Source organism: Halomonas sp. LMYGS-3, from assembly GCF_059509875.1.
Genome location: NZ_JCAKFQ010000004.1, coordinates 1 through 20,184 on the forward strand (window position 1 = coordinate 1; position 20,184 = coordinate 20,184).

The 20,184-nt window shown below is 63.9% G+C and carries 16 protein-coding genes; 9 read left to right on the forward strand and 7 right to left on the reverse strand.

What is annotated here, in order from left to right; translation table 11 throughout:
- Nucleotides 1–265 precede the first annotated feature (265 nt).
- On the reverse strand, nt 266–1,267 hold the full coding sequence (locus AC5W54_RS04835) for a glutathione S-transferase family protein (RefSeq protein WP_495960944.1): 1,002 nt from the start codon (nt 1,265–1,267) through the stop codon (nt 266–268).
- 83 nt (nt 1,268–1,350) lie between these two features.
- Nucleotides 1,351–2,265: a LysR family transcriptional regulator gene (locus AC5W54_RS04840; protein ID WP_495960945.1), complete on the reverse strand. Its 915-nt coding sequence runs from the start codon at nt 2,263–2,265 to the stop codon at nt 1,351–1,353.
- Between the two features lie 98 nt (nt 2,266–2,363).
- On the opposite strand from AC5W54_RS04840, the gene AC5W54_RS04845 reads away from it, so the two are divergent.
- From AC5W54_RS04845 to AC5W54_RS04855, 3 genes are all read left to right on the forward strand, one after another.
- Nucleotides 2,364–3,215, forward strand: a complete 852-nt coding sequence (locus tag AC5W54_RS04845; RefSeq protein ID WP_495960946.1) for a pirin family protein — start codon at nt 2,364–2,366, stop codon at nt 3,213–3,215.
- A 211-nt stretch (nt 3,216–3,426) separates the two neighbouring features.
- Nucleotides 3,427–5,151, forward strand: a complete 1,725-nt coding sequence (locus AC5W54_RS04850; protein ID WP_495960947.1) for a peptidoglycan DD-metalloendopeptidase family protein — start codon at nt 3,427–3,429, stop codon at nt 5,149–5,151.
- A 171-nt stretch (nt 5,152–5,322) separates the two neighbouring features.
- On the forward strand, nt 5,323–7,179 hold the full coding sequence (locus tag AC5W54_RS04855) for an ABC transporter ATP-binding protein (RefSeq protein ID WP_495961167.1): 1,857 nt from the start codon (nt 5,323–5,325) through the stop codon (nt 7,177–7,179).
- Between the two features lie 30 nt (nt 7,180–7,209).
- On the opposite strand, the gene AC5W54_RS04860 is transcribed toward AC5W54_RS04855, so the two are convergent.
- On the reverse strand, nt 7,210–8,811 hold the full coding sequence (locus AC5W54_RS04860; protein WP_495960948.1) for a L,D-transpeptidase family protein: 1,602 nt from the start codon (nt 8,809–8,811) through the stop codon (nt 7,210–7,212).
- A 132-nt stretch (nt 8,812–8,943) separates the two neighbouring features.
- Between AC5W54_RS04860 and AC5W54_RS04865 the strand changes: the two genes are divergently transcribed.
- The 6 genes from AC5W54_RS04865 (at nt 8,944) to AC5W54_RS04890 (ending at nt 16,472) form a co-directional block, all read left to right on the forward strand.
- Nucleotides 8,944–9,648, forward strand: a complete 705-nt coding sequence (locus AC5W54_RS04865) for a murein L,D-transpeptidase catalytic domain family protein (protein ID WP_495961168.1) — start codon at nt 8,944–8,946, stop codon at nt 9,646–9,648.
- Nucleotides 9,649–9,930: 282 nt separating this feature from the next.
- A complete protein-coding gene (locus AC5W54_RS04870; RefSeq protein ID WP_495960949.1) occupies nt 9,931–11,283 on the forward strand; it encodes a NarK family nitrate/nitrite MFS transporter in 1,353 nt (450 codons plus the stop codon).
- 138 nt (nt 11,284–11,421) lie between these two features.
- Entirely contained in the window at nt 11,422–12,705 is a 1,284-nt protein-coding gene (locus AC5W54_RS04875) for a nitrate- and nitrite sensing domain-containing protein (protein WP_495960950.1), read from the forward strand.
- Nucleotides 12,706–12,815: 110 nt separating this feature from the next.
- A complete protein-coding gene (locus AC5W54_RS04880; RefSeq protein ID WP_495960951.1) occupies nt 12,816–13,241 on the forward strand; it encodes a GFA family protein in 426 nt (141 codons plus the stop codon).
- 667 nt (nt 13,242–13,908) lie between these two features.
- The gene (locus tag AC5W54_RS04885; RefSeq protein WP_495960952.1) at nt 13,909–15,327 is read left to right on the forward strand and encodes a sigma-54 dependent transcriptional regulator; all 1,419 of its coding nucleotides are present in this window, start codon (nt 13,909–13,911) and stop codon (nt 15,325–15,327) included.
- A 56-nt stretch (nt 15,328–15,383) separates the two neighbouring features.
- Complete coding sequence (locus AC5W54_RS04890; protein ID WP_495960953.1) at nt 15,384–16,472, forward strand: transporter; 1,089 nt, start codon at nt 15,384–15,386, stop codon at nt 16,470–16,472.
- Between the two features lie 91 nt (nt 16,473–16,563).
- On the opposite strand, the gene AC5W54_RS04895 is transcribed toward AC5W54_RS04890, so the two are convergent.
- From AC5W54_RS04895 to AC5W54_RS04910, 4 genes are all read right to left on the reverse strand, one after another.
- On the reverse strand, nt 16,564–17,205 hold the full coding sequence (locus AC5W54_RS04895) for a hypothetical protein (protein WP_495960954.1): 642 nt from the start codon (nt 17,203–17,205) through the stop codon (nt 16,564–16,566).
- A gap of 31 nt (nt 17,206–17,236) precedes the next feature.
- On the reverse strand, nt 17,237–17,902 hold the full coding sequence (locus tag AC5W54_RS04900) for a C39 family peptidase (RefSeq protein ID WP_495960955.1): 666 nt from the start codon (nt 17,900–17,902) through the stop codon (nt 17,237–17,239).
- Nucleotides 17,903–17,992: 90 nt separating this feature from the next.
- Nucleotides 17,993–18,415, reverse strand: coding sequence for a hypothetical protein (locus tag AC5W54_RS04905; protein ID WP_495960956.1), 423 nt, complete (start codon nt 18,413–18,415; stop codon nt 17,993–17,995).
- A 108-nt stretch (nt 18,416–18,523) separates the two neighbouring features.
- Complete coding sequence (locus tag AC5W54_RS04910) at nt 18,524–19,684, reverse strand: hypothetical protein (RefSeq protein WP_495960957.1); 1,161 nt, start codon at nt 19,682–19,684, stop codon at nt 18,524–18,526.
- Nucleotides 19,685–20,184 lie beyond the last annotated feature (500 nt).

Sequence of the window (20,184 nt, forward strand, 5' to 3'; positions counted from 1 at the left end):
TCGCCTCCGGTTGCTCCCCACCCCGCCTCGCGGCGACGCAGTTACCTTCGGCTACGGGGTCATGGCTTACCCCGGTGCGGACTCTCACCGCACTGTGTGCACGCCTTCACGGGCGCACTGGGAGCTCGGGTTCCCCGGGCGAATGGCGCCGCAGGCGCCCTGGCGGTGTCATTGATGCTCGGCGCATACCGCCAAGGAGTCCTTCGGCCTCCATTCGCCGGGCAAAGCCCAGCTCCCACAACAGGCATACCAGAGTGCCATGCCCCTACTCCTGCCAAATTCCCCGGCCCGGCAGCCGCTCGCGGTCGTGGGGCCGCTCGAGGTCGAGCCGCGGCCCCACGGGCACGATACGGGTGGGGTTGATGGTGTCGTGGCTGTAGTAGTAGTGGCGCTTGATGTGGTCGAAGTCCACCGTCTCCTTGATGCCCGGCCACTGGTAGAGCTCGCGCACATAGTTCGACAGGTTGGGGTAGTCCTCGATACGTCGCAGGTTGCACTTGAAGTGACCGTGGTAAACCGCGTCGAAGCGCACCAGGGTAGTAAACAGGCGGATGTCGGCCTCGGTCAGCCACTCGCCGGCGAGGTAACGGCTCTCGGCCAGCCGCGCCTCCATCCGGTCCAACGCCTCGAACAGCGCCACCACGTGCTTCTCGTAGACGGCCTGCTCGGTGGCGAAGCCGGACTTGTAGACGCCGTTGTTGATGTGGTCGTAGACATCGGCGTTGACCGCATCGATGGTCGCGCGCAGGTCCCGCGGGTAGAAGTCGAGCCGGTTACCGGTCAAGCCGTCGAAGGCGGCGTTGAACATCCGCAGCAGGTCGGCGGACTCGTTGTTGACGATACGTCCCTCGCGCTTGTCCCACAGCGCCGGCACCGTGACCCGCCCGGTGTAGTGTGGGTCGGTCAGGGTGTAGAGCTGGCGATGATAGTCGACGCCATTGACCGGGTCACCACTGGAGCCTTCGCTCTCCTGATAGGTCCAGCCCTGGTCGAGCATCAGCGGACTGACGTGGGAGACGCCGATCAGCTCGTCGAGCCCCTTGAGCCGGCGCACGATCAGGGTGCGGTGTGCCCAGGGGCAGGCCAGGGAGACATAGAGGTGGTAGCACCCGGCCTCGGCGGGCAGGCCCGGCTGGCCGTCCGGGCCCGGGCCGCCGTCGGCGGTGATCCAGTCGCGGAGCTGGGCGGATTCGCGCACGAATTCGCCGCCGTGCTTGCGGGTGTCGTACCACTGGTCATGCCAGATGCCGTCGATCAACAGGCCCATGGTGCCCTCTCATCAGTCACAGAGTATTTGAGACAGAGATTAAAGCGATTTCGTCGAACATCAATCGCATGTTTTGGCATGATTCATTCTGTTATCTCGAATGGTACGACGTTCGAGCAGGCTTCCACGCCCTGCTTGAGGGCATTGGCCATGGCGTGGGTCGCCGGTCCCGCCCGGTCGCGGTCGCGATGGATGAGCTGGACGGGTATCTCGCGGATACCACCGGCGGTGAGTGGCAACGGCTTCAGCCGCCCTTCGTGCAGGGCGCCGAGGATACGCGTCTCCGGTACCCAGGCGAAGCCCAGGCCGCGCTCGAGCATGTCGATGGAGGTGTGCAGGTGACTCAGGGTCCAGCGCTGCTCGGCCTTCAACCAGCCGGAGTCCATCGACTGCCGCAGCGCCGAGTCACGCACCACCAGTTGCCGGTACTGGATCAGGTCGCGCAGGTCGAGCGGTCGCGCCAGCCGATGCAGCGCATGATCCGGATGCGCCACGGCGATGAAGCGCACCGTGACCAACGGCTCACCCAGGAAGCCCTGGGCGGCGATCCCTGAGACCACCAGGTCGGCGCTGCCGTCATAGAGCATCTCGATGCCACCGTTGAGCACCGTCTCGTGCAGCTGCACCCGCACATGGGGAAACTCCCGCGAAAAGGTCTCCAGAGCGCGAGCCAGGGCGTCGGGTGGGAAGACCTGATCGATGGCCAGGACCACCTCGGCCTCCAGCCCCTCTGCCAGGCGCGTTGCCACGTCTTCCAGCGAGGCGGCACTCTCGATCAGCTGGCGCGCGCGGCGCAGCAGCATCTCGCCCGCCTCGGTCAGGCGCACCTGCCGCCCCACCGGCTCGAGTACCCGCACGCCGAGCTGCTCCTCCAGCTTGTGCACTGCATGATTCAGGGTCGACGGGCTCTTGTGGATGGCCTCGGCGGCCCGCGCGAAGCCGCCATGGTCGACCACCGCGGCCAGCATCTGCCATTGGGTCAGGGTGACTCGGGACATTTCGAATTCCTCGAACACTCAAAGCGAAACATTGCGCTTAATTTTCGAAAAATCCGACCTAAAATACCAGTCAAACCTCGAATGAACGGAGATTCCCCATGGCGTCCACGCACACGCTTCGCCGGGTCGAACACCTGCAGCCCAGCCACCCCAGCCAGGACGGCGATGGGGTCAGGATCCAGCGGATCCATGACTTCGGCGGTGGTCTGGACCCCTTTCTGATGCTCGACGAGCTGGGGTCGGATCGCCCCGACGACTATATCGGCGGCTTCCCGCCCCATCCCCATCGCGGCATCCAGACCCTGACCTATGTGATCCACGGCGGCCTGACCCACGAGGATCACCTGGGCCACTCGAGCACCATCCATGCCGGCGATGCCCAGTGGATGCACACCGGGCGTGGCATCATCCACTCCGAGATGCCGCTCACCGACAGCCACGGGCTGCACGGCTTCCAGCTGTGGCTCAATCTGCCGGCCCGGGACAAGCTGAGCCCGGCCACCTACCGGGATGTGCGTGCGACCGAGATGCCCCGCCTCGCTGGCAAAGGCGCCGAACTGATCGCCCTCGGCGGCCACTGGCAGACCGCCACCGGCGAGCACGTCGATGGCCCGCTGAACGCCCTGGCCGGCGACGGGGCCGTCGCCCATGTCCGCCTGGAGACGGGCGGCACGCTGTCACTCGAGGCGGATGCCCCCACCCTGCTGGTCTATGTCTTCGACGGCAGCCTGGCCATCGACGAGCGCGCCGTGCCCCGTGGCCAGCTGGCCCGGCTGGGCAGCGGCGACCGGCTGTCGCTGGGCAGCGCCGAGGGCGGCCAAGCCCTGCTGCTGGCCGGCCATCCGCACCGTGAGCCGATCGCTCACTACGGGCCTTTCGTGATGAACGAACACGCCGAACTGGAGCAGGCCCTGCGCGACTACCGCGACGGCACCTTGACCGGTTCATGAGACGGTTCGGCCGAGGCAGGGGTTGATTTTCCCCGCGGCTTCGGCTCCAATGGGCAATTAGTAAACAGCGTTCGCTTTACGCAAGCCGATCCGTGACGAACCCGGATCGGCCCCCTCCTGTATGTACATACAGACTAGGCACACCATACATCATGGGGTATGGTTCTGATGCCTATTTTTATTCTTTTCATCATTACACTGGGCTTTACCCATGTTGCGAATCCTTCATTCGCTGCCCCGCACGCACAAGTTGTTACTGTTACCCGTTGCCACCATGGTCACCGTGCTGGGCGCACAAAAAATCGTCACCACCTTCCAGGATGTCCAGCGTGAGAATCAGCCGCTCGACACCGTTCTCGTCCCCCTCTCTCCCGACACGCAACCCGCCCTACCCTCACTGAGCTTCGAACGCAGTTCGGTCGCCGACGCCATCGAGATGGCCTCACTGGCGCTCGACGCCACCCGCGAGCACGTGCCGCTGTCGAGCCTCACCGCCTCCGAAGTCGTCGAGATCGATTTCATCACTTCCGCCCAAGCCACCGCCGAGAATCAGGCGGTGCCAACGACGCTGGCCAGGGCCGAACATCCCAGCGCGAAGCCGGCAGATAGCGCCCCGTCAGGCAAGCGGATGCTCGACGATGGTGCACTACACATGGCGGTCGTGATCGGCACCCTCTCCAGCGGAATGCTCGACCATGACGGCGCCGTGGTGGCCGATGCCACCTCCTATGAAGAGGTTCCCGAAGAGGAGCTGATGCTGTTCGACGAGGGCCCGGTTATCCTCGAGGAAGAGATCGCCGCCAGCGAACCCTTCGTTCCCGAGTGGGAAACCTATACGGTACAGCAGGGCGATACCTTTGCGGTCATGGCCCAGAACCACCTGGGGCTCGGCTACAGCGAAGTGCTGCGCCTGCTCGACGACCTCCCCGACCAGAATGTACTGACCCGCTGGCGGGCCGGCAACAGTTTCGAATACCAGCTCGACGAGGAAGGCAAGCTGCTGGCCCTGCGGGTGATGCGCAATGCCCGCAACGGCTTCTTCATCGAGCGCGATGACGACGGCTTCGAGGTCGCCACCATCGAGCGCGCCGGGGAAGCCACCCAGCGCCTGTTCGCCGGCACCGTCAGCGGCAGCTTCGCTCGTTCGGCCCAGGCGACCGGCCTCTCCAGCACGGAGGTCAGCCAGCTCTCCCGCCTGCTGGAGAAGAAACTGGATTTTCGCCGCGACACTCGTCGCGGCGACCGTTTTCAGGTGCTGGTCGAGTCCGATATCATCGACGGCCAGAGCCTCGACTCCCGGGTCCTGGCGGTGCAGTACGAAGGGGCTCGCATGGACCTGACCGTGGTTCGCAACAGCGCCGACAACAACTTCTACACTCCCGAAGGCGAAAGTCTCGATCCGGCCTTCAACCGCTACCCCTTCGAAGGCAGCTACCGCCTCAGCTCCAGCTTCAACCCGCGGCGCAAGCATCCGGTCACCGGCCGCATCAGCCCGCATCGTGGCACCGACTTCGCCATGCCCATCGGCACCCCGATCAAGGCGCCGGCCGATGGCCGCGTGGAGAAGGTCGGCAACCATCCGGTCGCTGGACGCTACGTGGTGATACGCCACGACAATGGCTACCGCACCCGCTACCTGCACCTGTCGCGTCCGCTGGTCAACCGCGGCGACAGCGTGAGCATGGGCGAGCGTATCGCCCTGTCCGGCAACACCGGCCGCAGCACCGGGCCGCACCTGCATTACGAGGTGATCGTCAACAACAACCAGGTCGATGCCATGAAGGTCGACCTGCCCGAGAACAAGAGCCTCTCCGGCGATGCCCTGCTGGCCTTCCAGCGCGATGCCGAGCCGCTGCTGGCCGCACTGCAGAGCGGCGAGACCGGCACCGCGGTCGCCCGGGCCCGCCAACCCGAAGAGAGCGACGACGAAGGCTGAACCTTCGCCCGTCCGCCCACCACCCAGCGCCCCGCCATCGTGCGGGGCGCTGCCGTTGTGTCATGACCGCCCCCTGTGGCCCGGCCCTCGCCGCCCGACACTTTCCGTCGCCGGCCGGGTACACTGGTCATCCTCTCAAGGCCTGGAGGTCCCCGCTTGTCCTCGCCCCACATGCGCCGCGCCATCCCCGCGCCACCCGCCAACGGCAACCGCCTGGGCGCCTTTTTCGGCGTCTTCCGCTACAGCCGCCGGGCGCTCGCGCTGGTCTGGCAGACCTCACGCTCGTTGACCCTCGGCCTGGCCGTCTGCACCCTGGTCGCCGGGGTGCTGCCGGCGGTGGCGGCCTGGATCGGCCAGTTGATCGTCGACTCGGTGGTCGAGGCCATGGCATACCACCGGGAGACGGGCGAGGCGCTCTCCTTCGCCACCGCCTGGCCCGTACTGCGCTATGTAGTGGCCGAGGCCGGGGTGATCGCCGCCATCGCCCTGGCCCAGCGGGGGCTCTCGGCCCAGCAGTCGCTGCTGCGCGCCCTGCTCGGCCAGAAGGTCAACGTGATGATCCTCGAGAAGGCCGGCACCCTCACGCTCGCCCAGTTCGAGGACTCGGAGTTCTACGACAAGCTGACCCGCGCCCGTCGCGAAGCCTCGACCCGCCCGCTGGGCCTGGTCAACAAGACCTTCTCGCTTGCCCAGAACGCCATCTCCTTGGTCAGCTTCGGCGTGCTGCTGGTGCAGTTCTCGCCCTGGGCGATCCTGATCCTGGTGGTCGGCGCCCTCCCGGTGTTCGTCTCCGAGGCCAAGTTCTCCGGCGACGCCTTCCGGTTGTTCCGCTGGCGCTCGCCCCAGACCCGCATGCAGATGTACCTGGAGACGGTGCTGGCCAGGGAGGACAGCATCAAGGAGGTCAAGCTGTTCGGCCTCGAGCCGCTGCTGCTCGACCGCTACCGCCAGATCTTCGATACCCTCTACGGCGAGGATCGCCGCCTGACCATCCGCCGCGAGAGCTGGGGCTTCCTGCTCGGCCTGCTGGGCACCCTGGCCTTCTACGGGGCCTACGCCTGGGTCGTGGTGGAGACCGTGACCGGGCGGCTGACGCTCGGCGAGATGACCATGTACCTGATGGTGTTCAAGCAGGGCCAGGCGGCCCTCTCGGCGAGCCTCACCTCCATCAGCGGCATGTACGAGGACAATCTCTACCTGTCGAACCTCTACGAGTACCTGGAGCAGCCGGTGGCCGCCGAGTCCGGCACCCGCACCACCGGTATCCGCCCCGGCGACGGCATCCGCTTCGAGAACGTGAGCTTCACCTATCCCGGTGCCGAAGCACCGGCCCTGTCGGGTATCTCGCTGCATCTGTCGCCCGGCGAGAGCCTGGCCCTGGTGGGAGCCAACGGCTCGGGCAAGACCACGCTGATCAAGCTGCTCACCCGGCTCTACGAACCCACCGAGGGCCGCATCCTGCTCGATGGCAGCGACCTGCGCGAGTGGGATATCCAGACCCTGCGCCGCCGCATCGGCGTGATCTTCCAGGACTTCGTGCGCTACCAGCTCAAGGTCGGCGAGAACCTGGGCGCCGGCGACGTGTCGGCCTTCGAGGATGAAGCACGCTGGCAGGAAGCGGCTCGGCGCGGCCTGGCCGAAGACTTCATCGCCGACATGCCCGGCGGCTACCATACCCAGCTCGGGCGCTGGTTCAAGGGGGGGCAGGAGCTCTCCGGCGGCCAGTGGCAGAAGATCGCCCTGTCGCGAGCCTACATGCGCGAGAGCGCCGACATCCTCGTGCTCGACGAACCCACCGCCGCCATGGACGCCGCCGCCGAGGCCGCCGTGTTCGCCGACTTCCGGGAGCACAGCCGCGACAAGATGACCATCCTGATCTCCCACCGCTTCTCGACGGTGCGTGCCGCCAACCAGATCCTGGTGATCGACGGCGGCCGCATCCTCGAGCAGGGCGACCACGCCAGCCTGATGGCGGCCGATGGTCGCTACGCGCGGCTGTTCCGGCTGCAGGCCAAGGGCTACGAGTAGGCCAACCCGAGACGCTACGCCGATGGTTTTCTAGAGCTCCAGCGGCCGATCCAGCGCGGTCAGCAGGGCCTCGTCGCGCTGGTAGATATCGGGACGAAAGGCCAGCTCGCCGTCCTCGGCGGCGTGCACCGTCCAGTAGTGCAGGATCACCGGCACGCGCTCCGCCAGTCGCACGTTGCGGGTCTGGCCGCTGTCGATCAGTGCCTGGATGTCGCGGTCGCTGTCGGTATCGTCGAACAGCAGCTGGACGAGCTCGAGCACGCCCTGCACCCGGATGCAACCGGAGCTGAAGGCGCGCTGCTCGCGGGCGAAGAGCCCCTGGGCGGGGGTGTCATGGAGATAGACCAGGTGGTCGTTGGGGAAACGGATCGCCACCCGGCCCAGGGCATTCTGCGGCCCCGGCGCCTGACGCAGCACGATGTTGCCGGGGTTGTCCCAGTCGATCTCCCAGGGGTCGAGGGGCGTGCCCGACGGGCTCAGTACCTGGATCCTTTCCCGCCACAGGTAGCCGAGGTCCTGCCGCACCCGGGGCAACACGTCCTCGCGCCGGATGGTCGGCGGAATCGTCCAGCTCGGGTTGACGGTCATGTGGGTGATCTCGGAGCGCAGCGAGGGGGTGCGCCGGTAGGGCCGGCCCACCACGATGCGTGAGCGCCAGATCTCGCCGTCGGGGCGGAAGTAGCTGAGCTGGTAGCCGGCGATGTCCACCAGCACGAAGGAGTCGGGCAGGCCATGCAGCAGCCAGCGAGCCCGCTCGAGGTTCAGCCGGATCTGGTCGATGCGCTCCTCCACGGGCACGTTGAGCGCTTCCCGGGTCCGGGCCCCGATGACGCCGTCCACCTCCAGCAAGTGGCGTCGCTGGAAACGCTTCACCGCCGCCTCCAGCGTGGCATCGTAGCGGCGCGGATCGGGAGTGCCCACCCCGGCCATCGTCTCCAGCTCGCCGATCACCGCCAGTCGCTCGCGCAAGGTCACCACGTCATCGTCGACCTCCCCCGGGCGCAGCGCACGCTCCCGGGACGGCAGGCTCGGCCAGCCCCCGAGTCGCTCGATGTTGCGATAGCGGGCCAGGCCGGTGCGCAGTCGCTCGTAGGGGGCATAGGGGGGGCGCACCTCGCCGAAGGCCTGCTCGAAACGCTGGGCATCCACCGCCCGGGAGAGCGTCGCCAGGTCCAGCGGCGGGGCATCGATCGGGACTTCCCAGCCGGGGTCGATGTCATGGGGATCCAGCTTGCCGCGCTGCAGGTGCCGCAAGGCGGTCAGCAATACCCGGCTGGCGTGCAGGTCGAAGCGTGCCTGCCGCTCGAGGTCCGCCTCGTGCTTGTGGGCCTGCCGATGGCCGGCCACCAGGGCGTCCGGCCGATAATCCCCGGGGATCAACCCATCGCCATCCAGGGTATGCAACGCCGCGGCAAAGGCGGCCACCGTGCGGGAGTCCGTCCACGCCGGGCGTTGCCCGCGCACCTCATAGAAGGCCTGCAATTCATCGCCCGCCTCGGCCAGCAAGGCGCTAATGGCGGCTTCGAGGGGGGACGCTGGCTCCCCCTCTTCCTGCCCCGGGGCGGGGCCCGCCAACACGAGCAGAGCCAACAGCATGGGGATGAGGAAGATCCTGATTGCGCGAGCGTTCATCGTCCTGAACTCCTGCGTTGATGGAGGCGCCTGGTCATCCCGACCCTCATGGTCATAATAGTGCCAGACCGAGGGGCACAGGGAAGCAGCCCCCATTCTCGTGCCCGATCGAACGCCACAGGTGCCTCCATGATGCGATCCCTGCTTCCGCCCACCCTGCCGATGATGACCGCCTCACTGCTGCTGGCCTCTCCGATCGCCACCGCCGGCGACTTCCTCTCCCGGGTCCTGCCCGACTCGACCCACGACACCCTGACCCGCCTGGCGCCGAACGCCGACCGCCGGGTACTGCAGCTTGCCGCCAGCGCCCTGGATTGTGCCGCCCCGGAGGCCGGCCGTCTGGCAGTGATCGACTACTCCTTGCCTTCCACCGAGCCACGCCTCTGGGTCTTCGACCTCGACCGCGGTGAGTTGATGTTCGAGGAGCTGGTCTCCCATGGTCAGGGCTCCGGCAACGCCGTGGCCACGGCGTTCTCCAACACTCCCGAGAGCTACCAGTCGAGCCTGGGGCTGTTCCGCACCTTGAACAGCTATTACGGCCGCAACGGCTACTCGCTGCGCCTGGAGGGGCTGGAGCCGGGCATCAACGATCTGGCCTACCAGCGCGCCATCGTGATTCACGGTGCCGACTACGTCAGCGAGGCCTTCATCGAGAAGACCGGCCGCCTGGGTCGCAGCCACGGCTGCCCGGCGGTACGCCAGGAAGTGACCTATCCGCTGATCGACAGCATCAAGGAGGATCACTATCTGTTCGCCTACTACCCCGACCCGGAGTGGCTGGAGAGCTCCGCCTTCCTGAGTTGCGATCGTGACCAGCGCCAGCTGGCCATGTACTAGCCGCTTGACCAACAAGCACCAAGGCGGGGCAAGATGGCCCTGCCCTGCTCCTTCTTGCAGCGCAGCAGAGCCCGCCTCTCATCCACCAGCCGACCGTATCTAAATATAACCATCTGAAAATAAAGATAAATAGATAAACTGGCAGCTGCTTTGCTTTGACAAGCGTAGACAGCTGGTAGGCGTGGACCAGGCTCCTCCGGAGTACGAGTGCGTCGAACCTGACCTTCAACGGTGAAGGACACGTTCCCGGATTCGCTACCATCCAAACGCGAGGCCTGACCCATGGAAATTCTCGACAAGGCCAACAGGATTCGCCTGTTGAACTTCAGTACTCCCCAGATGCGAGCCTTCCACTTCTCGTGGTTCGCCTTCCATATCTGCTTCTTCGGCTGGTTCGGCATCGCACCGCTGATGGCGGTGGTCCGCGAGGATCTCAGCCTCACCCAGACCCAGATCGGCAACACCATCATCGCCTCGGTGGCCATCACCGTGATCGTACGACTGTTGATCGGCGTGCTCTGCGACCGCATCGGCCCACGCAAAGCCTATACCGGCCTGCTGATTCTCGGCTCGATTCCGGTGATGGGCATCGGTTTCGCCAACAGCTTCGAGTCCTTCCTCCTGGCGCGCCTGGCCATCGGCGCCATCGGCGCCTCCTTCGTGATTACCCAGTACCACACCACTATGATGTTCGCCCCCAACGTGGTCGGCACCGCCAACGCCACCTCGGCCGGCTGGGGCAACCTCGGTGGCGGTACCACCCAGATCCTGATGCCGCTGATCTTCTCCGGCCTCCTGATGCTCGGCGTCAACGAGGCCCTGGGCTGGAGGCTGGCCATGGTGGTACCCGGCGTGGTGCTGTTCATCACCGGCATCTGCTATTACCTGTTCACCCAGGATGCCCCCAACGGCAACTTCGATGAGCTGCGCGCCAGGGGTGAGCTGCCGCCGGCCAGTGGCGAGAACGGCGCCGGCAAGAGCTTCCTGGCCGCCGCCAAGGATGTTCGCGTCTGGGCCCTGTTCGTGGTCTATGCCATCTGCTTCGGCGTCGAGCTGACCATCAACAACATCGCCGCCATCTACTTCTTCGACCACTTCGACCTGACGCTGGCCACCGCCGGGATGATCGCCGGCCTGTTCGGCCTGATGAACGTCTTCGCCCGCACCATGGGCGGCATCTTCTCCGACCTCTTCGCCAGGAACGGTGGCCTCAAGGGGCGGGTGCGCTGGTTGTTCATCGCCCTGGTCTGCGAGGGGATCGCCCTGGTTGCCTTCTCGCAGATGCACGTGCTGTCGTACGCCATCGGTATCATGCTGGTGTTCAGCCTCTTCGTGCAGATGGCCGAAGGCGCCACTTACGGCGTGGTCCCCTTCATCAACAAGAAGGCGCTGGGTGCCGTGGCCGGCATCGTCGGCGCCGGTGGCAACGTGGGCGCCGTGGCCGCCGCCTTCCTGTTCCGCACGGAGGCCCTCACCTACCAGCAGGGGCTCTTCTACCTCGGCCTGGCCGTACTGGTACTGGCCTCCTGCGCGCTGCTGGTCCGCTTCTCGGACGCGACCGAGGCCGAGGAAGCCAAGGCCTACAGCGACGCCGTGGGCGAAGACACCGGTGCCGGCGCCCTCTCGCTGCGCTGACCACGCCCACCGGTCCGCAGTATGCGCCGCCGCCCCTCGGGGCGGCGGCCTTGGTTCGGACCGAACTGGCACGGGACTTCCCCAACCGATGCAGGACTCTTCTACTTCCCCAGGGACCTGCAAGAGGTCAATGACCCCATGAAACCCGCCGAACACCTGCTACTGGCAGCCAAGCGCTGCGAGATCGACAACCTGGAGCATCTCGCCACCACCTGCGAGATCGTCGGAGACATCAGCCGCTTCATCCACGCCTTGCAGAAGGAGCGCGGCGCCTCCAACGTCTACCTGGCCTCCCGTGGCGAGCGCTTCGCCCACCATCGCCAGGAGCGCATCGAGGAGTGCCTGCGTACCGAGCGGACCATGCGCCAGCGTCTCGACGCCCTGGCCAGCGACGGCAGCAGGCCGGTGGCCGGCTCCCGGCTGCTCGGGCGCATCGCCCGAGTCTGGCATGCCCTGGACAGCCTCGGCGCACTGCGCCACGACATCGAGACCCAGGCCATCACCGCCGACGAGGCGACCCTGACCTTCAACCGGCTGATCAGTGGCCTGCTCTCGGTGGTCTTCGATGCCGCGGATACCGCCGGCGACCCGGAGATCACCCACGCCCTGGTGGCCATCTTCCACTTCATGCAGGGCAAGGAACTGGCCGGCCAGGAGCGCGCCTGTGGCGCCATCGGTTTCACCACCGGCCACTTCGACACCCCCCATCGCCAGCTGCTGCACCATCTCGTCGACGCCCAGCAACGCTGCTTCGACACCTTCGCCGAGTTCGCCACGCCGGAGGCTCGCCGCCGCTGGCAGGAGGGACTACCGCCACGCACCCAGGCCGGCATTCAGCAACTGCGCGAAATGGCCGGCGGCGATCTCTGCCGTCCCGATAGCGACCGCAGCCTCGGTGAGACCTGGTATGAACTGACGACCCGGCGCATCGACGCCATGAAGCGAGTGGAGGAGGCCCTGGCCGACGAGCTCTCGGCGATGTGCCGCGACAAGATCGACGACGCTCGCCGGGAGATGGCCGATCTCGAGACCCTGCGCGCCACCCTGGCAGCGAACGACGCCTCGCCCCCGATGTGTCAGCAACTGTCCGACCTGTTCGGTGGCGAACCCTGCCGCGAGCTGGGGACGCTGACCGCGAATGCCGTCGACTCCCAGCTCAATCGCTCGCTGATCGAACTGATGCAGGCCCAGGCGTCGCGACTGCAGGGCCTCAGTGACGAGTTGGAGACGACCCGCAAGGCGCTGCGCGAGCGCAAGCTTGTCGAGCGTGCCAAGGGACTGATCATGGCCCATCAGCAGATGACCGAGGAAGAGGCCTACCGCTTCCTGCGCAAGGCCTCGATGGACCAGAGCAAGAGCATGGCCACGATGGCCCGGTCCATCCTCGACCTCTCCGATATCCTGCAGAAGCGGCACGACTGAAGCACAGCCCTGGGGCGATCGAAGCGGAGAATCCCGCTAGACTGCAGAGAACCACCGGTGGCGGAGCTTCCGCCGCCACTTCCTTCCCATGGAACGAGCAGGAGGAGCACATGAAGGATGGAATGACGGCCCGCGGCAGCTGCCTGTGCGGCGCGGTGCAACTGGCCGTACAGGCCGGCCGGCAGAACATCGGGGCCTGTCACTGCCGTATGTGTCGCACCTGGGGCGGTGGCCCCCTGCTGGCCCTGGAGACGGTCACCAGAGTCGAGATGGAAGGCGAGGAGAATGTCACCGTCTACGCCTCGTCGGACTGGGCCGAGCGTGGTTTCTGCCGCCACTGCGGCACCCACCTGTTCTACCGGCTGAAGAGCGGCGACCACTACGCGATTCCCGTGGGGCTGGTCGACGGCGGTGAAGCCTGGACCTTCGATACGCAGATCTTCATCGACGAGAAGCCGGCCTTCTACGCTTTCGCCAACCCGACGAAGAACCTGACCGGCCAGGAGGTGTTCGACGCCTTTCAAGGCAAGGGATAGTCAGCTTCCAGCCCCCGACATGCTCGACGCTTCGGCCACAAAACCCGACACGCCCTTCCCCAACGAACGGACGACCTTGCGTGTCCTCCGTTCGTCGTTCACCTCGATGGCATATCAAACCCCGAAGCCTCCCCTCTGCACGTCTACCGCCTCGATCTCGCCCAGCATCCCGTTGCACCCATGTCATCCTTCGACGCAGCAAAGAATACATCTCAAGACATGACTCCCTTGATGACACCTCGTTCCGCATCATTATTTTTCTCATTAACCCACGGGAAAAATCGCATACCGAGCTCACAGGCAACTATCTAATCATTTGAAAAGAAAATGATTTTTCCTCGCATCAGCTATCCGACACCTTTATCCCTCCCCACCTCAGAAACGTAACAACGCTTTACAGAACAGAAAAGAAGAACAACACTTCACAAGTCTTCCCACTGCATCGTCACCCCAGTGTCAAATATCAAGAAAATGCATCATCGGCTGACTGTCACCCACAGCCGACATCAAAAGTATCATCAAGCCTGAACATCATGATAAGTCAAAATAAAATCACTACATTATAAAGAATTATAACAGCAGGAACCGAAGGAAGTGAACAAACACGAGGAGCATAGCACCCGGGGGCTTAGAGCTTACCGGTACCAGAGGAATGGAAGAGACAATGATGACGGATACATCAAGAAAACTGTTGCTTATTGGAGACAAGCGACGCTCACGCGAAATCATGGAAGTCATGATGCCATATCGCTGGTCCATTCAGCATTCGGCTACCCTGAAGGGGGCATCGCGACTGTTGAGTACCTGCGATTACTCGGCTGGCATCATACTGATGGATTCTGCCAGCAATTTTCACAACCACGAGGTGGAAGAGCTGGTCTGCTCCGAACGAACGTTTTGGGTTGCCGTCGTCGATAGCAGCGCCTTCGAGGACAATACGACCCGTCATCTCATCCATCAGACCTTTTACGCCTATCAGGCGCTTCCCTTCGATGCATCAAGAACCAACACCTTACTGGAATTCGCTCTTGACATGGCGAAATTATCCCCTAGCGAGAATGCTGGAAACGCCGCGTCACTCTACAAGGAAAATGAATACAGCATGGTGGGAAGTTCCCCCATCATGTGCAAACTCTATCAAGCCATCGACAAGATAGCTTCCGTGGATGCTCCAGTTCTTATCACGGGGGAGTCAGGCACCGGCAAGGAACTCACCGCACGCGCCATCCATGAGCACTCATCCCGTCGACAAGGCCCCTTCAACACCATCAACTGCGGGGCGTTACCCCCTGGCCTGATACAATCGGAGCTCTTCGGCCACGAGAAGGGGGCCTTCACCGGTGCCAATCAGCGCAAGGCCGGCATCATCGAGTCAACGGGGAATGGCACCCTGTTTCTCGACGAGATTGGCGACCTTCCTCTCGACATGCAGGTCAACCTGCTCCGTTTCCTGGAGAACCACCGGGTGCTTCACGTGGGCGGACTGAAGGAAATCCCCGTAGACGTCCGGGTACTCGCAGCGACACATATCGATCTGGAAAAAGCCGTTCAGGAAGGAAATTTTCGGGAAGACCTGTACCATCGCCTCAATGTCCTCCAGGTTAACACGCCCGCACTCAGAGAACGCCCGGAAGATATCGAACCCCTGGCAAAGTTCTTCTTCAAGAAGTTCTCGAGAGAGAAATCGACGAAGGTCAGAGGGTTCAGCCGGGAGGGCATGATCCTGATGCGGCAGTACAGCTGGCCGGGCAATATCCGAGAACTCATCAACCGGGTGAGACGTGCCATGGTCATGTGCGATCAGCGCCTGATCGCGCCATCGGACCTGGGGCTCGAGCGTCGAAATCGTTCCTCCCGTCACGTCGTGACCCTGGAACAGGCCCGCGACATCGCTGAGTGTGAAGCGATAAAGGCGGCGCTGGCACGCAACCACTACAAGATTCTCCACGCGGCGCGTGAACTCGGTGTCTCCAGGGTCACGCTCTACCGACTCATCGACAAGCACCGCATCAATCGGCATAGTGACTCCGTCGACGGAAACGATGCTGACCTGCCACCCAGAGTCATACAGCTACCGTCAACCTGAACCTCCCTACAGCCTGCCTCCAGCGGGTAAAGGCAAGAAAAAGAAGGAACAGCGACATGGCACTCCATCCGAAGCAAGTCGTTTACGCCACCGGTCTCGTGTCACTGCTGGGTTGTGGCTCGGTGCTGGCCCAGACGGCCTCTCCAGGGCAAGAAGGCGTTCCGATCCAGCCCGTCGGGGAACAGCCTCCCGAACAGGAAATTCAACCGAAAGTCCAGGCCATCGCCGAGTATGGAGGGGTCCTGACACCCAGGGGCAGGCTGGTACTGGAGCCGGAGTTCCAGTATTCCCACGAGAGCATCAACCGCATGACCTTCGAGGGGGTCGAGATCCTCAGCACCCTGCTGATCGGCGTCTTCACCGCCCAGGACCTCGACCGCGACAGCTACACCGCCTCCCTCACCGGCCGCCTGGGCTTTACCGATCGGCTGGAGCTGGAGATGAAGATCCCCTATGTCTATCGGGAAGAGACCCAGAACATCACGGTTGCCGAAGTGGATCCCCCATTTACTCTCGATCGCGAACTCTCCGGCAATAGCCTGGGCGATATCGAACTGGCCGCCCACTATCAGCTGAACCGTGGGCAGAATGGCATGCCCTTCTTCATCGGCAACCTGCGCTACAAGACGACCACCGGCGACGGCCCCTTCGATATCCGCCGCAACAGTGAAGGCACCCCTCAGGAGTTGCCTACCGGTACGGGCTTTCACTCCATCGAGCCCAGCCTGACGGCACTCTTCCCCTCGGCCCCGGCCGTCTACTTCGCCAACCTGGGGTATGTGTTCAACCTCAAGGACAATGTCAACGAACCCGTGGGTGATATCTTCGTGGGAGATGTCGACCCCGGGGATGCCGTGCGGCTGAGCTTCGGCATGGCCTACTCGATCAATCCCAGGACCTCCTTCACCCTGGGCTACAAGAACGACTTCATCGGCAAGACGAAAACCGAGTATTTCGATCCCGGCCTGGGCCGCACCACGACCCAGAGCTCCAATACCCTGAATGTCGGCTCCATGCTGCTGGGGTGGTCCTACCAGCTCAACCAGGACGTCTCCATCAATGTGGGTCTGGAGTTTGGCATCACCGATGACGCCCCGGATACCATGCTGAGCCTGCGCGTGCCCTTCGGCATGGACGTCTTCTAGGTCACTTATCACTTCCGGGTATCGACACAACGAGGCTGCCCAAGAGGGCAGCCTCTGCGTCTTCGCTAGTTGAAGAACCGGATATCGGGTCTCAGCGCAGGATGCCGGAGAAAGAGTCGATGATCGCGGCTCGCTGCTTCGCTGCCCTCAGTTCCCCCATATTGCTGACATGCACGCTGATGTCGATCGTCTGCCGGATGTCCTTCCCGGAGGCATTGCTGACCACGCCACTGAGAATGGCATTCTGGGTGATGTTGTGAAGCGCCGCCGTGAAGCCCTGGCTATCCTGCACCGTCACGCCCGAGAAGTTGGCCAGCCCGGCCAGGTTGATGCTGTCGGGGGTGACCTCGGTGACCTTGACACCGGAAGCGGGGCCGACTCGTGTCGCCATGCCGGTCCGATCGCTGAAGGTCTGGGAGACGATATGGGCTCCTCCCGCCTGGGAAAAGTTCAGAACCGTCACCAGTTGAATCTGGTTGTCGATCAGGGTTTTCAGCTCGGCACCGAAATCCAGCTGCATGCCGGCGATGTTGAAGCCGCCACGCAACTGCTCCATTTCGCTCAGGCTCATCACCGTTCCCCGATGGAAGACGTCGTCGGAGGGGGACGTGGCCATCATCGTATCGTTTCCAGTGGCCGGCACCAACGAGCTTGCAGCGGCCAGCAGAAGAGCTGACAAGATGCAGCATCGCCTGCTGAGCGTACTGCCCTCGGTCCGGTTATCGGCTATCATGCCCGTCACTCCTTGAATTCACTCGCTGAGGTCATCTGCCCAGTTCGTTCCTGCCCGGCAGGGTGAGCAAGCTGGCCCCGATGCTCGAGCGCTGCACGCCACGCTCGATCGGGGAGTCGGGCCGTACGGCCCAGTCTCGTTCATGATTGAAATTCTGCTGGGCGATCTCCAGCTCCTCGCGAGCCCCGAGTACCGTACCGTTCCACAAGGCCTCGAAGTGCTCCTTGGGTACCACGACGGTTCCCGCGGCGGGATCCCCCACCAGCACATGGTTCTCGTCGACACCCTTGACGACCACGAAGTGCTTGTAGCCGGCGGTGTCGACCATGGTGATCGCCGGTACACCGACCCGGATGAAATCGTCCAGGCCGATGCGAAAGCCATCCGAGTTCAGGCCCTGGCTGTCGAGGTAGCGCTTCATGTCCAGCATCGAGAAGCCATGCCGCTGGATCTGCTCGGCATCGCCGGCACGTATCATCCACTCGAAGACCTCGGCTTCGGTGGTCCCGCGATCGTAATGGTAGGTCAGCAGCGTGGCCACGGCGGCCGATCCACAGCTGTAGTCGTACTGCTGCCGGACGACCCTGTCCCACCCCATCTCCTGCAGGCTCTTGGCCTCCACCTGGAAGGTACCGAAGTGGCTGGAGATGGTGACCGGCCCGGCATTGGCCGCGCCCCCCAGCGACAACGACACCATGACGACAGTGACTCCCCTGAGCACCCTCATGATACGCACGCCCCTTCGACAGGCAGCGGACGACCGGTGACGTTTCCGGCACCGGCTGCGCTAGTTGGAAATAAAGACACTGATACCGACCGCGTTGTTGATCGAGTTTCCATTCCCTGTCACCGCACTGAAGATCCCCGTGCCGCTGTAGCTGCCCATGGCGTTGGAATCAAAATTGATGTTCCCGGTGACCATGTTGCCGTTGACGATATTGAACGACGAATCGGTGACGGTTGCTTTCATGTTCTGGACGCTTTGCACCGTGTTGAGGTGGATGATGGTGCCGTCCCGTCCCCGCGTCTCGCTCAGTTCCTGGAGATCGAGGCTCTCCAGGGCGGCGAAGCCTTCTGGCTGTTCCGCCGTGCCATCAGCCAGGCCGGCCGCCGAGACGCCAAGCGTCGTCAGCAGCAAGGTCGTCGTCGCGACGAGCATCGGGTAACGCCGATAACGATATCCGAGTGCGTTGAATGATCTCGCCTTCATGGCCTGGACTCCCGATATCCGATCCATACGCCTGGTTCATCGGGGGCCGATGGTGGGTCCACCGGCCCCCGGTTCCACGACGTGCTTTCCGTTTGGTTGCTGTCAGTGTCAGTTGCCGATATGCACACTGCTGTGAGCGGCAACGCTGGTACCGGCCAGTTGCGAGTTGTAGAGGCCGGTAGAGACGTTCATGTTGTTGATGCCACCGAACACGCCCCCACCGACGGCCACGCTGGCCGAACCGGTCGAGAAGATGGCAGCGCCGCCGTTGCCGCCATTGCCGCCGGCCCCACCGTTACCGGCCGTTGCCACGGCGTCGCCAGTCGAGCCCTGGCCGCCGCCGCCGCCGCCGCCGTTGCCATTGCCACCATTACCGGCCATGGCATCGGCATTGCCGCCGTTGCCACCGTTCCCGGCCATGGCGGCACCATCACCCGAGCCAGTCCCGGAACCGGAACCGGTGCCGGCACCACCATCACCCGAAGTTGCGCTCGCGGTGGCGGCAGAGTCGGCCGCCGCGCTCTGAGAACCGCCGGAGGTGTTGTCATCGTCGACATCGTTACCGGCGAGGATGGCGGCGATGTTGGCGCCCAGGGCGCCGGAGGTTGCCCCAGAGCCGGAGCTGGTATCGCCACCTTCACCGTTACCCAGGCCTGCGCCCAGGCCAAGCCCGGTGCCGGTGCCATCGCCACCGTCGGCACCATCACCCGCGACGGCGAGTGATGTGCCCCCGTCTCCGCCGTTGCCATTACCACCGGCGCCGCCGATGCCGGCACCCACGTTAATCGCGGCGGCGGAGCCACCGGCACCACCCGTCGCCGCCGTGGCGCCTGAGCCGCCATTGATGCTGAAGCCGGCCCCCACCACCACGGAGTTCATCTCCTGCAGCGAGATAACGCTGGTGGAGGTGTTGTAGGACTCGCTCATTGCCCAGGCGTCGCCGCCACGGCCCACGGAGCCACCATTGCCGCCGTTGCCCGCCGCTTCGGCATAGCCACCGGTACCGTCGCCACCGGTTCCGCCGCTAGCACCAGCACCATCATTCTCTCCACCATTGGCATCACCGCCGCCGCCGCCACCGCCGACAGCCAGGCCCAGGCCAGCGCCGCCATTCCCGCCACTGCTGCTGCCACCGACGGCCGTCGCGTTCGAGGTGACATTCTGATCAACGCTGTCGGCCACACCGGCGCTCGGGTTTGCATGGGCGGTGGAGATCGCCATCACCAATGCCAGCAAGGGCGTACCCGCGACTACCAGATACTTTTTCATGATCATTTCTCCGTTTAGTACGACTCAACCCTTCGATTTCCATGACTGCATCACTGCGAACCGGTGTTACTGCATCGAGGTGAGTCAGCACCCTTGAACGTCGATTCCCGCTCGCAGTCACTGACTCATACAGCACTATCCATGCCATCCCCCCTCCGGGCTTACAGTAACCCACTGTAAACTCGAGAGACTTATATGCATGTGCCGCTCAATGACCGCGAGAATCGAGCCGAATGACAGGCAAGGCGAGACCATTAATGTCCAGCCCATGAAACAGAGAAGCGACGTGAAGGAGCCCATGGCAGGGCATTGCGAAGGGAATCAATCAACTACCAGATATTACGGAGTGACATGGTGGCGTTACAGTCCAGAATCGAATAAAGAGATATCCGAAATACGCTTCCCGACAATAAAGGATCTCCTGTCGGAGCGCCTGAGCGATGGGGTCACCTGCAGGATTACAACCGGCAAGCGCCTGGCCGTGTCAGGCCTGAATCGAC

What these genes read in the sequence shown, in the direction of transcription:
- AC5W54_RS04835 (WP_495960944.1), bottom strand. Translation starts at nt 1,267, where the DNA reads ATGGGCCTGTTGATCGACGGCATCTGGCATGACCAGTGGTACGACACC.
- AC5W54_RS04840 (WP_495960945.1), bottom strand. Translation starts at nt 2,265, where the DNA reads ATGTCCCGAGTCACCCTGACCCAATGGCAGATGCTGGCCGCGGTGGTC.
- AC5W54_RS04845 (WP_495960946.1), top strand. Translation starts at nt 2,364, where the DNA reads ATGGCGTCCACGCACACGCTTCGCCGGGTCGAACACCTGCAGCCCAGC.
- AC5W54_RS04850 (WP_495960947.1), top strand. Translation starts at nt 3,427, where the DNA reads ATGTTGCGAATCCTTCATTCGCTGCCCCGCACGCACAAGTTGTTACTG.
- AC5W54_RS04855 (WP_495961167.1), top strand. Translation starts at nt 5,323, where the DNA reads ATGCGCCGCGCCATCCCCGCGCCACCCGCCAACGGCAACCGCCTGGGC.
- AC5W54_RS04860 (WP_495960948.1), bottom strand. Translation starts at nt 8,811, where the DNA reads ATGAACGCTCGCGCAATCAGGATCTTCCTCATCCCCATGCTGTTGGCT.
- AC5W54_RS04865 (WP_495961168.1), top strand. Translation starts at nt 8,944, where the DNA reads ATGCGATCCCTGCTTCCGCCCACCCTGCCGATGATGACCGCCTCACTG.
- AC5W54_RS04870 (WP_495960949.1), top strand. Translation starts at nt 9,931, where the DNA reads ATGGAAATTCTCGACAAGGCCAACAGGATTCGCCTGTTGAACTTCAGT.
- AC5W54_RS04875 (WP_495960950.1), top strand. Translation starts at nt 11,422, where the DNA reads ATGAAACCCGCCGAACACCTGCTACTGGCAGCCAAGCGCTGCGAGATC.
- AC5W54_RS04880 (WP_495960951.1), top strand. Translation starts at nt 12,816, where the DNA reads ATGAAGGATGGAATGACGGCCCGCGGCAGCTGCCTGTGCGGCGCGGTG.
- AC5W54_RS04885 (WP_495960952.1), top strand. Translation starts at nt 13,909, where the DNA reads ATGACGGATACATCAAGAAAACTGTTGCTTATTGGAGACAAGCGACGC.
- AC5W54_RS04890 (WP_495960953.1), top strand. Translation starts at nt 15,384, where the DNA reads ATGGCACTCCATCCGAAGCAAGTCGTTTACGCCACCGGTCTCGTGTCA.
- AC5W54_RS04895 (WP_495960954.1), bottom strand. Translation starts at nt 17,205, where the DNA reads ATGATAGCCGATAACCGGACCGAGGGCAGTACGCTCAGCAGGCGATGC.
- AC5W54_RS04900 (WP_495960955.1), bottom strand. Translation starts at nt 17,902, where the DNA reads ATGGTGTCGTTGTCGCTGGGGGGCGCGGCCAATGCCGGGCCGGTCACC.
- AC5W54_RS04905 (WP_495960956.1), bottom strand. Translation starts at nt 18,415, where the DNA reads ATGAAGGCGAGATCATTCAACGCACTCGGATATCGTTATCGGCGTTAC.
- AC5W54_RS04910 (WP_495960957.1), bottom strand. Translation starts at nt 19,684, where the DNA reads ATGAAAAAGTATCTGGTAGTCGCGGGTACGCCCTTGCTGGCATTGGTG.